At 43.4% G+C, this 15,450-nt stretch carries 10 protein-coding genes; 2 read left to right on the forward strand and 8 right to left on the reverse strand.

Annotated elements, in window-relative coordinates; genetic code table 11:
* The first annotated feature begins 60 nt into the window (after positions 1–60).
* The gene (locus Bovatus_RS00970) at positions 61–1,632 is read left to right on the forward strand and encodes a sodium:solute symporter (RefSeq protein WP_004297444.1); all 1,572 of its coding nucleotides are present in this window, start codon (positions 61–63) and stop codon (positions 1,630–1,632) included.
* Positions 1,633–1,942: 310 nt separating this feature from the next.
* Positions 1,943–2,944 carry an IS110 family transposase gene (locus Bovatus_RS00975; RefSeq protein WP_004297445.1) on the forward strand — a complete coding sequence of 334 codons (1,002 nt, stop codon included), beginning with the start codon at positions 1,943–1,945 and terminating at the stop codon, positions 2,942–2,944.
* An 84-nt stretch (positions 2,945–3,028) separates the two neighbouring features.
* Here Bovatus_RS00975 and Bovatus_RS00980 read toward each other — a convergent pair whose 3' ends face one another.
* The 8 genes from Bovatus_RS00980 to araA form a co-directional block, all read right to left on the reverse strand.
* A complete protein-coding gene (locus tag Bovatus_RS00980) occupies positions 3,029–3,706 on the reverse strand; it encodes a vitamin B12 dependent-methionine synthase activation domain-containing protein (protein ID WP_004297446.1) in 678 nt (225 codons plus the stop codon).
* Positions 3,699–4,709 carry a methylcobamide--CoM methyltransferase gene (locus Bovatus_RS00985; RefSeq protein ID WP_004297447.1) on the reverse strand — a complete coding sequence of 337 codons (1,011 nt, stop codon included), beginning with the start codon at positions 4,707–4,709 and terminating at the stop codon, positions 3,699–3,701. The genes Bovatus_RS00980 and Bovatus_RS00985 overlap by 8 nt, the downstream gene beginning before the upstream one ends.
* A 683-nt stretch (positions 4,710–5,392) precedes the next feature.
* The gene (rpiB, locus tag Bovatus_RS00990) at positions 5,393–5,827 is read right to left on the reverse strand and encodes a ribose 5-phosphate isomerase B (RefSeq protein WP_004297448.1); all 435 of its coding nucleotides are present in this window, start codon (positions 5,825–5,827) and stop codon (positions 5,393–5,395) included.
* On the reverse strand, positions 5,827–7,836 hold the full coding sequence (locus tag Bovatus_RS00995; protein ID WP_004297449.1) for a transketolase family protein: 2,010 nt from the start codon (positions 7,834–7,836) through the stop codon (positions 5,827–5,829). The genes rpiB and Bovatus_RS00995 overlap by 1 nt, the downstream gene beginning before the upstream one ends.
* Before the next feature lie 142 nt (positions 7,837–7,978).
* The gene (locus Bovatus_RS01000; protein WP_004297450.1) at positions 7,979–9,523 is read right to left on the reverse strand and encodes an intracellular exo-alpha-L-arabinofuranosidase; all 1,545 of its coding nucleotides are present in this window, start codon (positions 9,521–9,523) and stop codon (positions 7,979–7,981) included.
* Between the two features lie 131 nt (positions 9,524–9,654).
* Positions 9,655–12,057 carry a beta-L-arabinofuranosidase gene (locus Bovatus_RS01005; RefSeq protein WP_004297453.1) on the reverse strand — a complete coding sequence of 801 codons (2,403 nt, stop codon included), beginning with the start codon at positions 12,055–12,057 and terminating at the stop codon, positions 9,655–9,657.
* A gap of 141 nt (positions 12,058–12,198) precedes the next feature.
* Positions 12,199–13,794: a xylulokinase gene (locus tag Bovatus_RS01010; protein WP_004297455.1), complete on the reverse strand. Its 1,596-nt coding sequence runs from the start codon at positions 13,792–13,794 to the stop codon at positions 12,199–12,201.
* A 102-nt stretch (positions 13,795–13,896) separates the two neighbouring features.
* A complete protein-coding gene (gene araA / locus Bovatus_RS01015; RefSeq protein WP_004297456.1) occupies positions 13,897–15,423 on the reverse strand; it encodes an L-arabinose isomerase in 1,527 nt (508 codons plus the stop codon).
* Between the last annotated feature and the right edge of the window lie 27 nt (positions 15,424–15,450).

Raw genomic sequence — 15,450 nt, forward strand, 5'->3', positions numbered from 1 at the left:
TAATCCTTGCCTGAAAGAAAATTAGATTTAAACTTACGTTACTTATTTAATACTTGAATTATGCATGTGAAATTTTTAGAGACATTAGATTGGAGTATTCTGATTGCCTACTTCCTGATTTTGATAGCTATTGGTATATGGGCAAGTTCAAAACGAAAAAAGGGGAGTAGTCTTTTCCTTGCGGAGAATTCGTTGAGATGGTATCATATCGGCTTCTCCATGTGGGGGACGAATGTCGGACCTTCCATGTTGATAGCTTCCGCAAGTGCCGGATTTACTACTGGTATTGTTTCGGGGAATTATGCCTGGTATGCATTTGTCTTTATATGTCTGCTTGCTTTTGTCTTTGCTCCCCGATATTTGGGTAGTCGCATCACGACATTGCCCGAATTTATGGGAAAACGTTTCGGACAATCTACCCGTAACATCCTTGCCTGGTATACCATTATTACCATTCTTATTTCATGGCTTGCATTGACTTTATTTGCCGGTGGAGTCCTGATCCGTCAGGTCTTCGATATTCCTATGTGGCAATCGGCATTGCTGTTACTTGTCATCTCCGCTTTCTTCACAATGCTTGGCGGACTGAAAGCTGTGGCCTACACGAATGTATATCAAATGATACTGTTGATTGTAGTATCAGCCACACTGGCTATCATGGGAATCTATAAAGTGGGTGGTGTAGGAGCACTGGTGGACGCCGTTCCAGCGGATTACTGGAATCTTTTCCATCCAAATGATGACCCGGCTTTTCCTTGGCTACCTATTATCCTGGGTTATCCTATTATGGGAGTTTGGTTTTGGTGTACGGATCAGTCGATGGTGCAACCGGTTCTTGCTGCCAGGAATCTGAAAGAAGGACAGATGGGAACCAACTTTACCGGATGGTTGAAAATATTAGATGTACCTCTTTACATTCTTCCCGGCATTATCTGCCTCGCTTTATTCCCACAATTGGAGAATCCCGATGAGGCTTACATGACAATGGTGACTCATCTGTTCCCGACAGGAATGGTTGGCTTGGTATTGGCTGTATTGACAGCAGCATTGGTAAGTACTGTCGGCTCTGCTTTGAATGCATTAAGTACGGTATTCACGATGGATATCTATGTGAAGAAAATCCGACCGCAGGCCAAGCAGAAAGAGATTATCAGAGTGGGACAAGTGGTTACGGTAGTTGGTGCACTGATCTCTGTGATAATAACCATAGCGATCGACAGCATCAAGGGACTGAATCTGTTTAATGTTTTCCAGTCTGTACTGGGATTTATAGCTCCTCCGATGGCAGCTGTATTTCTCTTTGGCGTGTTCTGGAAACGCACCACTACTCTGGCTGCTAATATGGCTCTAACATTGGGAACAGTGTTCAGTATCGGAGTAGGAATCTTGTATTTATGGGTGTTTCCGGCAGAACAATATGATGCATGGCCTCATTTTATGCTGCTTTCCTTCTACTTATTCGTTATCATCGGAATAGGCATGATAGTAGTCAGCCTGTGGGATAAGTCTCCGCAATTGGGCATCTTGAATATGGAAAAGATAGAGGACAAACCTGCACGAATTGTTCTTATCCTATGGGGATTACTTATTGTGACCATGATTGGGCTTTACATCTTCTTCAATGGCCACTAATTTTTATTCACCACAGAGAACGCAGAGGACACAGAGTCTTTTATTATTAGATAATAATCTCTGTGTCCTCTGCGTTCTCCTTTAGATTTGCACTGTGAAAAATAAAGGTTGAAATATTACCTTTGTGGTTAAAACAAGTTAACCAAGGAAAGCAGGTGACCCATTGTGTTCTCTAGGCAGAAGCCCTATCCACGGAATTAGTCCTTCTTTCCTTATCAGTTGAACAGATCCAATTAGAATTTTAGGTCGTTGGCCTATTAAAGGATATAGTTTGTTCAACCTATGGTTAACCCTTTAATAGTGCAAAAATATGGAAAAGAAATGGTTTATTGGCATTGACATCTCAAAAAAAACTTTGGATGTTGTTATTTACGTTCCTACAAAGAAACATGCGGACGAAACAAATTATGAACGCTTCTTAAACAAAGAAGAGGGCTACAAGTCTCTTCTTTGTTGGTTGAAAAAGAAGAACATGGCAAAGAAAAGGCTGGTCATTAGTATGGAAAATACGGGTATTTACAGTTTTGACTTATGCCTTTTTCTAGAAGCCGCATCCATCGATTACTGTTCTTTCAATCCTCTTCATTTAAAACGTTCCTTAGGTTTGGTACGTGGGAAAAATGACCGTGTAGATGCCGAAAGAATAGCCTATTTTGCTTATCTTCATCGGGATGAACTATCTTACTCTAAGCTGTCAGGGAGTTCAATTATCCGTTTGCGTGACTTTGCTGCAGAGAGAAAACGTTTTGTAAAGCAGCAAGCTGAATACAAAGGTTTTCTCACTGATAGAAAAGATTGTGAAATGACTTCTACCATTGAGCGCGCTGCCCATATGGTAAAGATACTGGATGAAGAAATTGCAAGTGTTGAAGAAGAAATGCTGCAAATTATCAATTCAGACCCATCTATTCTCCGAAATTATGAGCTCTTAAACAGTATTAAAGGTATTGGGACGATCAATGCGATGAATACAATCATACATACTAATAATTTTCAGGCATTTGAAACGGCACGTCAATATGCATGTTATTTAGGTATTGCTCCTTTTGAGCATTCTTCGGGAACAAGTATTAAAGGTAAAACAAGGGTTTATCCCACGGGAGCAAAACTATTGAAAGCGGATCTTTCACAAGCTGCTAATTCAGCGATTGTATGGGATAAGGAAATGAAAGAGTATTATGAAAGGAAAAGGAAGGAAGGGAAAGCTTATGGAGTAGTGCTAAATGCAGTCAAGTTTAAACTAGTAGGAAGAATGTTTGCTGTGGTCAAAAGGGGAACACCCTTTGTGGAGTTAATGACTTACAAAAAGTAAACGGACTGAAATAGCCCGTTTAACTTCTTTAACTGTTTTTTATAGGCCTATTATTTGCATAGGTCTTAGAATTCTGTGGTGAAACTATTTTCTGCGAAAACAATTCTCATACGTACACAGCCCGCAAGTATATTCCAGCTTACGGACATGAGAACCCACTCCAATAATACCACTTACAGATTTGATGGGAATCATTAGACTGGAATCTGTCAACTGAATACCACAGGGCGAAGCGACCGGAAATAAGGAGAATAGTTTTTGTTGTTCCGATACGTGCCATCCGCAATAACCGGGGCTGTATCTGTTAGTGTGCTTCCAACCTCTCTTTTCGATAAATGCAGCCAACTCCTCTTCCATGCAATCAGCAGCCTTTTCTGCAATGATGCTCCCCAATGAGTCTGCTATATATACTTTCACCATGTCGTCCTCTTGCTGGAGGAGATGTTGGAACTCCTCAAATTCAACTCCGGCAGTTGCGGTAAAAAAGGCAAAAGCTTCCGAACCCCGTAATTGGCGGGCAATGGTTTTACCGATTGAGAGAACCGTATCTTTTACAGTCAGTGTTGCTTTTTCAGTGTCAAGCAGTCCGTCAGTGAGGAAAAAGAAAAAACGGGGACGAAGAAGGGGAGTGATACGGTCAAGTAACGTATTTATTTCTTCTATAACCATTCCATCCGGCATAGAATCTTTATATCCCATCGCCTCGTAAATATCAGATGATGGGATTTGCAGTTTTTGATAAGTAAGCTCCTGTTCAACCATTATTGAACTCTTCCAATGCGGTATAAAATGCGTCTATATTAATAGAAGACGTATGTGGCGGAATATCACAACCACTTGACAATACGAAATTAGGATATGCACGGGTAGTCTCCAATAGTTGCAAAGTCGCTTCCTTCATAGTCTCCGGGCCTGCCATCTTGAAAAGGCTCACCGGGTCCAGATTTCCCATTGCCAGTGCATCGGTCGGAACCTCTTTCAACGCTTCCTCCATCTTAATTTTATTCCCGAAGTGGTAAGCGGCTGCACCGGTATAAACCATCGCTTGCGTGCAATTCCCTGTGTTTCCGCAATTATGAAGCACTACGGCAAAGTGCTCATCCTGTACCTTCTCTATTATTTCTTTCACAAATAAAGAAGAATATTGCAGGCAATCTTCGTTGGATAACAGTCCTGCAGCAGGTTCAGCCATGATTACACCGTTCACACCGGTTGCTTTCAATGCCATGCAATAGCGGGTGATGAAGTCACTGCATTTTCTTAATAACGTATTGGCTGCATCGGGATTAATATAAATCAGCATCATGATTTCCGACATATCATACAAACGTCCGGCCAGCGAATAAGGACCGATGCAACCGGCAAAAACCGGACGGTCTGTAACATTTCTGGCTGTCAGCATATTTGCTTTAAGATATTCCGGGATTCTTCCTTTATTCAACGCCGGAACTTCCAGCTTTTCAATAGCAGCTTCATCCGCCAGTAAACGGCCGGACACACTGGGCACCTCATTTTTCGGAAAGATAATCTCTGCCCCGAAAGCTTCCGCTTCTACCGTCAGATCCATGATAACGGTTGCTGCCGCAGCCGGATACTTGTCACAAAGAGCTTTGATAGCCTCATAATGAACCTGCCCGTTTGTCACTGCATCATGCACCGTTTTCCCTATAAACTCGATACCCGGATGTGTCATGATCGGAATTGCTATCGTTTCCTTACGTTGGATCGTTTGGCTGATCCATTCTTTCATATTCAGTTTGCCCATAATTTCAGTTTTTATTATTTCGTCTTCTATAAAGACGAACCAACCGCTTTTTTGTAATCTTGGAATTCACTTAAAAATATCCATTGGCGGAGTTAATTCATAAATGTACGGAAATGAACGCTTAACTACCCCGAAGGACTTGACAAACGCATTTTTATGTTGTATATTTGTAGACGAAACGTGCAGTAAAACTATAAATTAAAATTTGAAAATGAAAGAAAGTAATCCATATAAGCGTCTATATTCAGCTACGATAAAGTGTAATATTATAACAAATTCCATGGATGATACTTGTGTAATTTAGGGCATAACTAATCCATTTAAAAGCTTAAGGCTGCAAACTCTTACGGGTTTTGTAGCCTTTTTTGTTGTATAAATTCAAATATAAACTACTGAAATGTCCAATAAGAGTTTATAATAAACTGTAGACCCGTTTATAATAAACTATAAACGTTTTTATTATAAACTTAAAAAGAGTTTGTGTAAAAAGGATAAACTATTTTCAATGGATTGCGAAGGTGAGAATACGAGTGAATGGTTTTAGAATGTTTGAATGGTAAATATTGGATACATATTTCCTGGATGTACGATTCAGTTATTCAGGAAAATAAAGGCAGCTATTTTATTTGAGGTTATCCCCCGAATAATAATAGCTGCCTTATTTGTTTTTATCTTTTGAGGCTTTATTTTACCGGAATCTTATCAATACGGTTCTGATGGCGTCCGCCGTCAAATTTGGTAGAGAAGAACTCTGTCAAAATCATGTCCGCTTCTTCAGTGCTGATGAAGCGTCCCGGCATAACCAGTACATTAGCGTCATTGTGCTGACGAGCCAGGTGTGCGATTTCTGCATTCCAGCAGAGAGCAGCACGAACCCCTTGGTGCTTGTTCAGCGTCATATTGATTCCGTTTCCACTGCCACAGATAGCGATACCGGGATAACATTCTCCCGATTCCACTGCAAGAGCCAGCGGATGAGCATAATCCGGATAGTCTACGCTTGCGGTAGAGTTAGTTCCGAAATCCTTGTAAGCCCAGCCTTTTGCTTCCAGCCAGCCGCGAACATATTCTTTCAGTTCAAAACCGGCATGGTCGCATGCTAATCCGATTGTTTTCATTAGAGCATTGCTTTTACTTGGTTATATACGTTCTCGGCAGTAAATCCAAGTTTCTCATCCAACACTGTGTAAGGAGCAGAGAAACCGAAAGATTCCAATCCCCAAACTTTACCGTGGCAACCTACCAGACCTTGAAGAGTGACAGGCAGACCGGCAGTCATACCGAAAATCTTCGCATCTGCCGGAAGAATAGCTTCCTGATATTCTTTCGGTTGGTTGCGGAACAGACCTTCAGACGGAGCAGATACAATGCGTACCTTCACGCCATCTTTGCGAAGCAACTCTGTGCCGGCTACCAATGTAGCTACTTCAGAACCTGAAGCCACTAGGATAACATCCGGATTTTCGTCGGAACCTGCTACGATATAAGCACCCTTGGCTGCCTGTTCGTAATCTGTTCCTGTCGGTAAATTGGCAATATTCTGACGAGAAAAGATCAATCCTGTCGGAGTAGACATATTTTCCATAGCAAGTTTCCAAGCGATGGTTGTCTCTTCTGCATCAGCCGGACGAAGTACCAACATAGAGTTGTGTCCCTTATGATTTTTCAGTTTTTCCATCAGGCGGATTTGAGCTTCCTGTTCTACCGGTTCGTGAGTAGGACCGTCTTCACCTACGCGGAATGCGTCGTGTGTCCAGATGAATTTCACTGGTTGTTCCATCAAAGCAGCCATACGTACGGCAGGTTTCATGTAGTCGGAGAATACGAAGAAGGTACCGCAAGCAGCGATCACACCACCGTGGAGAGACATACCGATACAGATACAAGCCATTGACAGTTCAGATACACCTGCCTGGAAGAATGCTCCGCTGAAATCACCTTTCTTGAAAGAATGAGTCTTTTTCAGGAAACCGTCAGTCTTGTCAGAGTTAGAAAGGTCGGCCGAAGCAACGATCATGTTTTCTACCTGTGTAGCAAGTGCGCCCAATACGGTTGCAGATGCAGCACGAGTAGCGCTACCTGCTTTCTGTTCGATAGCAGCCCAGTCAACTTTCGGAGCTTTGCCCGAGAAGAAGAGTTCCAGTTTTGCAGCCAGTTCCGGGTTTGCTTTCGCCCATGCAGCTTTTGCAGCATATTTTTCAGCTACAATTTTCTTCAGTTCTTCTGCACGTTTTGCATACAGTTCGGCTACTTCCGGGAATATAACGAACGGGTTAGTAGGATCACCACCCAGATTCTTGATTGTATTTACGTATGCGTCGCCGCCGAGAGGAGCACCGTGTGTAGCGCAGTTAGCTTCATAGCTGCTGCCGTCTGCCTTGCGTGCACCTTTACCCATTACGGTTTTACCGATAATCAGCGTCGGGCGTTCTTTTTCAGCCTGTGCTTCTTTGATTGCCGCACGGATTTCGTCAGGATCATTACCGTTGATACTAAGTACGTTCCATCCCCATGCTTCATATTTCATGGCAGTATCTTCAACGGTTACATCTTTCGTTTCTGTAGAAAGCTGAATATCGTTGGAGTCATAGAACATAATCAGGTTGTCCAATCCCAATGCACCGGCAATACGTCCGGAACCTTGAGAGATTTCTTCCTGGATACCACCGTCAGAGATGTAAGCGTAAATGGTCTGATTCATCACCTCGTCGAAACGGGCTTTCAAGAATTTGGCAGCGATAGCAGCACCTACTGCAAAAGTATGTCCCTGTCCCAACGGACCAGAAGTATTTTCGATGCCACGCATGATGTCCACTTCAGGATGTCCCGGAGTAGGGCTTCCCCATTGACGGAATTCTTTCAGCTCGTCCAGCGTGAATTTTCCTGTCAATGCCAACGTAGAATAAAGCATCGGAGACATGTGGCCCGGGTCGAGGAAGAAGCGGTCACGTCCTTCCCAACGGGGATTTTCAGGATCGTATACTAGAAACTCAGAGAAGAGTACATTTACAAAATCAGCACCACCCATGGCGCCACCCGGGTGACCGGAATTGGCTTTCTCAACCATTGAAGCAGCAAGAATACGGATGTTATCCGCTGCACGATTCATAAGTTTGTTATCGTTCATATCATTAAAATTTAATTGATTTCTGTCAGATTGTTCGCAAAGATAACTCTTTATGTGGATTTAACAATCCAAAAGAGCTATCTTTTTTATCGACAATTTTACGGTCTTCTTGTTTGTGATACAATAAGTAATTACTCTAAAATTACTGTAACTCTAAAGTAACAATGGACTTAGCAGGAAGTTTTACCTTCATTGTACCTTTATTGATTTTTACCTCTTTGAAAGGTGCCGGTTTTACAATATTAGGTTTTTCAAAAGAATTGTAATCGGTCAGTTTGGAAGCGGTCAGAATCTCTCCGATAGCTTTCTTGGCTTTCGTATCACCCAGATTGATGGTGATTTCCTGCGCTTCATCAGCATCTACATTGGAAAGAGAAATATGGATCACCCCATCTTTATTTTTGGAAGCTGTGGCGCTTACCATCGGAACGGTGCGGTTATCACGTACACTCATCTTTTCGCAAGTCAGGTCGATAGGAAGATAAGTGGCATCCTGGTGTACTTTATACATCTTGAAGACATAATAAGTAGGCGTCAACACCATTTCTTTGTCTTTTGTCAGAATCATCGATTGAAGTACATTGACAATCTGCGCGATATTTGCCATTTTCAGGCGGTCTGTATATTTATGGAATACATCAAGACTTAAAGAAGCCACGAAAGCATCACGCAATGTGTTCTGCTGATACAGATGTCCTTTGATGGTTCCCGGTTCCTCATCCCACCAGGTTCCCCATTCGTCCAGTAAGAGAGCGATTTTCTTGTCCTTGTCATATTTGTCCATGATGGTACAATGTTTCTTGAGTACATCTTCCACTTCCAGACATTTGCCCATCGTCCAGTAATAATCATCCTTGTTGAATTGAGTGGCTGATCCTTTGCTGCCACTCCATCCGGTTACGGTATAATAGTGCAGAGAAAGACCGTCCATCCGGTGTCCTACACGATTCATCAATACATCTGTCCATTTGTAATCATAGTCACTTGCGCCACTGGCAATCTTGAACAGACGGTTGCCGTCATAATTGCGGCAATAAGTAGAATAACGACGATATAAGTCTGCGTAATATTCCGGACGCATGCTGCCACCGCACCCCCAGCTTTCATTTCCTACGCCGAGATATTTCAATTTCCATGCTTTGTCGCGACCATTCTTACGGCGAAGGTTGGCCATAGGCGAGTCTCCGTCAGAAGTCATATATTCCACCCATTTGGCAAGCTCTTCCACTGTGCCGCTACCTACATTTCCACTCACGTATGGTTCGCAACCCAGCATTTCGCAAAGATTCAAAAACTCGTGCGTTCCGAAACTGTTGTCTTCAATGGTACCGCCCCAGTTGTTGTTCACCATCTTCGGACGGTTCTCTTTCGGACCAATGCCATCCATCCAGTGGTATTCATCGGCAAAGCATCCGCCCGGCCAGCGAAGAACGGGAACGGACAAGTCTTTCAGTGCATTGAATACGTCTGTGCGATATCCCTTGATATTAGGAATATCCGAGTTTTCGCCTACCCAAAGACCGCCGTAGATACATGAACCCAAGTGTTCGGCAAACTGGCCGTAAATTTCCTTCGGTATGATTTCTTTGCCTTGGTCGGCATGTACGGTTATGGTAGCACTCTTTTGTGCAGAAAGAGATACAGATGCTGCCAGAAAAGCCGTGCTGACTAATAGTTTTGCTTTCATAAATGGTATTTGTTTAATGATTATTTTTTACCACAGATTACGCAGATTATCACAGATTGATTTTATTCTGACTGCTATCATGTTATAACCCATAAATAATCTGTGTTAATCCGTGTAATCTGTGGTGACTTCTATTTTAGTAAACGAACTTCATAAACGGCAGAGGTCCATTCCGTCCCGTCAGGGATAAAACGTATCAGACAACTACCCGTATTCAGTTTTTGAGGCAGAACGTATGAAAGGGTTATGAAACCGTCTTTATCCGCTTCACTGACAGTCGGATGAACAGCCAACTTTTCGTTATTCAAAAGAATAGCCACTTTATTGCGGTCATCTTTCCGTACCGTAATCAGGAGGCGGCTTGCTTCCTCTTTTACCTTCAATTGATAGCCGAACCAACCTTTGGCACGTCGGAAATGCCGGTCTTTATTCGTCCCTGTTTCTGCCTGTTCATACTGGATGCCATGGTCAGACTCCGGTTGCTGTTCGCCAGGGAAGATAAGGTCAATGGTTTGATTAGCCAATTCCGTTGCTTTTCGTTCAGCCGTTGCCATCTCTTCCTGAATCGCTTTAAACTGCTCTTCGCTTGCCTGCCGGAAATAAACGGCATAACGGGAATTATGCAGGCGGAAGAACGGAACGAGTTCCAATGCCTTGTCTTGTGCAGGATAAACCTCTCCGTTATAGCTGAAAGTAATCCGGCTATTCTGTTCTTTCTGAAGAGACTTGCAGATTGAATCTGGATTTCCTATCAGCATCGGAACTTCTTGCAGAGGAATTTGTTTGCCATGAGCGATATGTCCGCCACGACTGTCATCGGCATATAAACCGTCAAGATGTTCAGTGCCTGTGGAAGCTGCAAGAACGATCGGACCATATAAGAAAGCATAATAATCTTTCTTGTCGGGAATTTGTTCTACGCTGACTTTCATAGGCAAGTGGAAAGTAATGACATCCCCTTTTTCCCATTTGCGGGAGAGAGGAAGATACTGGTTACCTTTTGCCATAACGAACATTTTTCTTTTTCCATTGATGCTGACGCTATATCCTTTGGATTGGTTCGCCCATTCCGGAATACGTATCATTAAAGTACGTTTTTTCTTAGGCGCTTCATTTATTCGCAAAGTTACCTTGCCGTCATCGGGGAAACGGGTTTCCTGTGTCAAAATAATGCCTTGCTCTTTCCAGGTCAGTTGTGAAGGAATGAAGAGATTGACATAAAGAGTGTCTTTCCGATACGCATAGATAAATTCACCGTATTTGGTATGATTCTCCAAGCCTGAACCTACACAGCACCACATTGATGTTTCCGGTTGTGAGTACACGCGATAATGTCCCGGACGCATAGGAGTGAAGTAGACAAATCCACCTTTATCCGGCTCTTGTGACGCTAGAATATGATTGTAAAGCGCACGTTCGTAATAGTTTACGTAGTTGGGATCAGGTTCGTTTGTTTGATTCGGATTATGAGAATTCTGATAAAGCATTTTGGTAAGACGGAGCATGTTGTAAGTATTACAGGTCTCCGGTCCTTGAACGTCGTTCAGCATGGACGTGAAGTTATCCGACGGATGGAAATGTTCGCGTACACTATTTCCTCCGATGCAGACAGAACGGTGATTGACTACCGTGTTCCAGAAAAAACGGGCGGCATGATCCCACTCTGCAGCATGATTCCAATTCTTGTCGTCTTGTGAAAGTTCGGCTATTCGCTTGTAGCCGATCACTTTCGGAATCTGTGTGTTGGCGTGCATCCCCGTCAATTTGTCTTCCTCTTTGATAAGCGGGTCGAGGATAAGGTTGTGAGAGAAACGGCGTGCCAGTTCCAGATACTTCTTGTCGCCTGTGATTTCGGCCACGTCAGCGAACGTTTCGTTTAATCCGCCATGTTCGCTACGAAGCATATCCTGCATTTGTTCGTCGCTCAAGCCGGAAGTGATATCGATCATCCAATCTGTAAAAGCGATAAGCATTTGGCGTGCAAGGTCGCTTCCTGCATAGAGATATGCATCCCGCAATCCGGCGTAAGTCTTATGTATATTGTATAGAGGCACCCATTTACCGTTAAGGTCGAAACCTCCGGCACGGATTTTTCCTGCTTTTATATCTTTCCAAAGTTGAAGGCTTCCCGGAGTTCCTCCGATGAATCCTGTGCCGACAGTTTGTTGTGCCCGGTTCAACTCATTCAGCATGTAGTTGAGGCGATTATAGACTGCGGTATCTCCGGTGGCGGCATACATCATGGAAAGTGCGGATAAATAATGTCCGCCGATATGCCCGTCCAGTCCGGTATTTTCCCAATTGGTGTAGCTGGGGGCTTTAGGCTGTAACCCTGCTTCGCGGAGAAAAGGAGCGAGCAGACGATCGGGGTCTAATGCAAGTATGTAATGTAAATCAGTCTGTTGAGCTTGCAGAAACGGACTATCCAATAGTTTCACATTCTGTAAAGGGAAGTAAGACACTTGTGGGGCGTTTTGAGCTTTGCCCAGTGAAGTGGACAGGACAAGTGCAAGTATGAACGAGGTGGTTTTCATGATAATAGTTTCCCCATCTCCCTCTCCAAAAGAGGAGAGGGGTGGAGATAATTAATGTTTGTACTTAGTTAGAATTGACTCTTGATAAACAGCGATTTATCGACAATCTTTGATGAACAACAATGGATTGCCGACTGTCAATTATTTAAATTTGACTGCTGCCTCTTCGATAGGCAATCCTGCCTTATAGTTTTCGATGTATGTATTGAAGCCGGCTACATCTTCGGGCGTAGGTGATACCTCGATACCCGCGTCACCGACAAATACGCTTTCATCCAGAAAATCGGCAAGAGATTGTTTCTTTTCATTGTTCACGAGGTAAGAACCTAACAGGGCAATACCCCAGGCACCACCTTCGCCGGCTGTTTCCATCACAGAAATAGGCGAGTTGATAGCTGCAGCAAGTATTCTTTGACCTACTCCTTTGGTTCTGAATAATCCTCCGTGACCAGTAATTCTGTCCACTTTGATTTTTTCTTCGTTGAACAGGATATCGTTACCAATCTTGAGCACTCCTACTGAAGCATACAAGTGAGTCCGCATAAAGTTTGCCAGGTTGAACTTGTCATTTGCCGAACGTACAAACAAAGGTCTTCCATCAGCAAATCCTGTTACAGGTTCGCCTGAAATATAATTGTATGAAAGCAAACCTCCGCAATCGGTATCACCGGTGAGCGCAATATTGTAAAGTTTGCTATAGATTTCATCCATATTTACAGGTATGCCCAGAAGCTCCTGATATTCCTTGAACAGGTTGACCCATGCGTTGAGATCAGAAGTACAGTTGTTGCAATGCACCATAGCTACCAGACTTCCGTCAGGAGTGGTCACCATGTCAATCATTTCGTATGGCTTCGACAAATCTTTCTCCAATACAATCATAGAGAATGAAGAAGTACCTGCCGACACATTTCCGGTGCGTTGTTTGACTGCATTGGTTGCCACCATTCCGGTACCTGCGTCTCCTTCCGGTGGACAAACCGGTATTCCTGCCTTCAAATGACCCGATGCATCGAGCTTTTTACTTCCTTCCGGAGTGAGGACACCAGCATTTTCACCTGCCGACAATACTTTAGGCAGAATATCTTCCAGTTTCCAGTTATATTCTTTCGGAGCAATCAGTTTGTCGAACTTAGCCACCATTTCAGCAGAATAGTTGTTAGTAGTTGGATCTATAGGAAGCATACCTGATGCATCACCTATTCCCAGCACCTTTTCGCCTGTGATCTGCCAATGCACGTAACCTGCCAGAGTGGTCAGGAAGTCGATTTTATTAACGTGTGCTTCGTTGTCCAGAATAGCCTGATACAAGTGGGAAATGCTCCAACGCAGAGGGATATTATAGACAAATAGTTCGGACAAAGCAGCCGCTGCGCGGCCTGTATTGGTGTTTCTCCAAGTGCGGAAAGGCACGAGGATTTCTTCTTTTTTGTTGAATGGCATATAACCATGCATCATAGCGCTGACACCGATGGCAGCCAGAGTCTCGATCTCTATGTCGTATGCATTCTTTACGTTAGTACGAAGATCGGCATAGCAATCTTGCAGCCCTGACCAGATAGCTTCAATGCTATACGTCCAAAGTCCGTCAACTAACTGGTTTTCCCAAGTGTGGCTACCTTGAGCAATAGGCTTGTTTTCCTGGTCGATCAAGACAGCTTTTATTCGTGTAGAACCGAGTTCTATACCAAGAATTGCTTTACCTGCCTCGATGGTTGATTTTGCATCTAATTTCATGTTGAAATCAATATTTTAAGGTATAACGATCATTATAAAAAAATCAAGTTTCGCAAAAACTTAACGAAATAATTAAGCCATGCGAAACTTGAATAATTGTTTTTAGCAAAGTGCTTTATTCAACATGTAATAAACTTCGTTCATGCGCAGTTCTTTCTTGAAGCAGCTGATCGTAGTATCCTTGTTGATATGTACCATTTCGATACCTGCGATTTCAGCATAATCTTCCCAATATTCTGCTGTCAGGTCGTAAGAGAAGCAAGAGTGGTGAGTTCCACCAGCCAGAATCCATGCACCTGCACCTACTTCAAGGTTTGGCATCGGAATCCAGAGAGCAGAAGCAACCGGCAACTTAGGCAGCGGTTTCGGCTCGATACATTCTACGTCGTTCACGATCAGACGGAAACGGTTACCCATATCTACAATAGTAGCAGTGCAGCCTGTACCTACTTTTGAAGTGAAGACCAAACGTGCAGTCTGACTCTTGCGGATACCTATACCGAGGAAGTGTACTTCCAGGCGAGGTTTGTTGGCGGCGATAAGCGGGCAGACTTCCAACATGTGTGACTGAAGGATAGAGCTGTTAGCACCGTCGAAGTTCAGTGTGTAATCTTCCAGGAATGAACAGCCTTTAGGGAGACCTTGATTCATCACCCATACAGTACGGTAAAGAGCAGCCGATTTCCAGTCACCTTCAGCACCGAATCCGTAACCTTCCGCCATCAGACGTTGTGAAGCAAGACCCGGGATTTGATCGAAACCATTGTATTCAATGTCGCCCAAATCGTCGAAGTTGGTAGTAAATCCTTTGGCACCTTTGGCTTTCAGGATAGCACGTATAGCCAGTTCAGCCTTAGCAGCATTCCATACTTTCTGGTAAGCTTCAGTTGATTTATCTTCCAGAGAAGCATCGTGATCGTATTCCTTGAAGTAAGTAGCTACCAATGCATCTACCTCTTCATTTTTGATATCCTTGTGATATTCCATCAATTCGCTTACCGGACAGTAATCTACGTGGTAACCCATACGTTGTTCAGCTTCCACTTTATCACCATCGGTTACAGCTACGTTGTTCATCTGGTCGCCGAAACGGATAATCAGCATATCCTGTGAATCTGCCCAACCGGCACAAACACGCATCCAAACGGCAATCTTATGCAAAGTCTCTTCCTCTTTCCAGTAGCCTACCACTACTTTACGACGGATACGCATACGGGTACAGATATGTCCGAATTCGCGGTCACCGTGAGCAGACTGGTTCAGGTTCATGAAATCCATGTCCATTGTATCCCAAGGAATTTCCTTGTTGAATTGAGTATGCAGGTGCAACAAAGGCTTCTTCAACTGTTGCAAGCCGTGAATCCACATTTTAGCAGGAGAGAACGTATGCATCCAAGTGATAACACCGACACACTTTTCGTCATTATTGGCTGCTTTGAAAACAGCTTCCACTTCTTTAGAAGAATTAGCTGTTCCTTTGTATACCACCTTTACAGGGAGTTTACCGGATTCGTTCAATCCGTTAACCATTTCATTAGAGTGTGCGTCTACTGCGATTACTGCGTCACCTCCGTACAAAAGCTGTGCTCCTGTTACGAACCATACTTCATATTGATCAAATGCGTTCATAATGTTATTGCTTTAATTTTTAATTGT

The sequence above is a fragment of the Bacteroides ovatus genome (assembly GCF_001314995.1).
In the GTDB taxonomy this organism is placed as follows: Bacteria; Bacteroidota; Bacteroidia; order Bacteroidales; family Bacteroidaceae; genus Bacteroides; species Bacteroides ovatus.

What these genes read in the sequence shown, in the direction of transcription:
- Bovatus_RS01010 (WP_004297455.1), bottom strand. Translation starts at nt 13,794, where the DNA reads ATGAAATTAGATGCAAAATCAACCATCGAGGCAGGTAAAGCAATTCTT.
- Bovatus_RS01000 (WP_004297450.1), bottom strand. Translation starts at nt 9,523, where the DNA reads ATGAAAGCAAAACTATTAGTCAGCACGGCTTTTCTGGCAGCATCTGTA.
- Bovatus_RS00985 (WP_004297447.1), bottom strand. Translation starts at nt 4,709, where the DNA reads ATGGGCAAACTGAATATGAAAGAATGGATCAGCCAAACGATCCAACGT.
- Bovatus_RS00970 (WP_004297444.1), top strand. Translation starts at nt 61, where the DNA reads ATGCATGTGAAATTTTTAGAGACATTAGATTGGAGTATTCTGATTGCC.
- Bovatus_RS00980 (WP_004297446.1), bottom strand. Translation starts at nt 3,706, where the DNA reads ATGGTTGAACAGGAGCTTACTTATCAAAAACTGCAAATCCCATCATCT.
- rpiB (WP_004297448.1), bottom strand. Translation starts at nt 5,827, where the DNA reads ATGAAAACAATCGGATTAGCATGCGACCATGCCGGTTTTGAACTGAAA.
- Bovatus_RS01005 (WP_004297453.1), bottom strand. Translation starts at nt 12,057, where the DNA reads ATGAAAACCACCTCGTTCATACTTGCACTTGTCCTGTCCACTTCACTG.
- Bovatus_RS00975 (WP_004297445.1), top strand. Translation starts at nt 1,943, where the DNA reads ATGGAAAAGAAATGGTTTATTGGCATTGACATCTCAAAAAAAACTTTG.
- Bovatus_RS00995 (WP_004297449.1), bottom strand. Translation starts at nt 7,836, where the DNA reads ATGAACGATAACAAACTTATGAATCGTGCAGCGGATAACATCCGTATT.
- araA (WP_004297456.1), bottom strand. Translation starts at nt 15,423, where the DNA reads ATGAACGCATTTGATCAATATGAAGTATGGTTCGTAACAGGAGCACAG.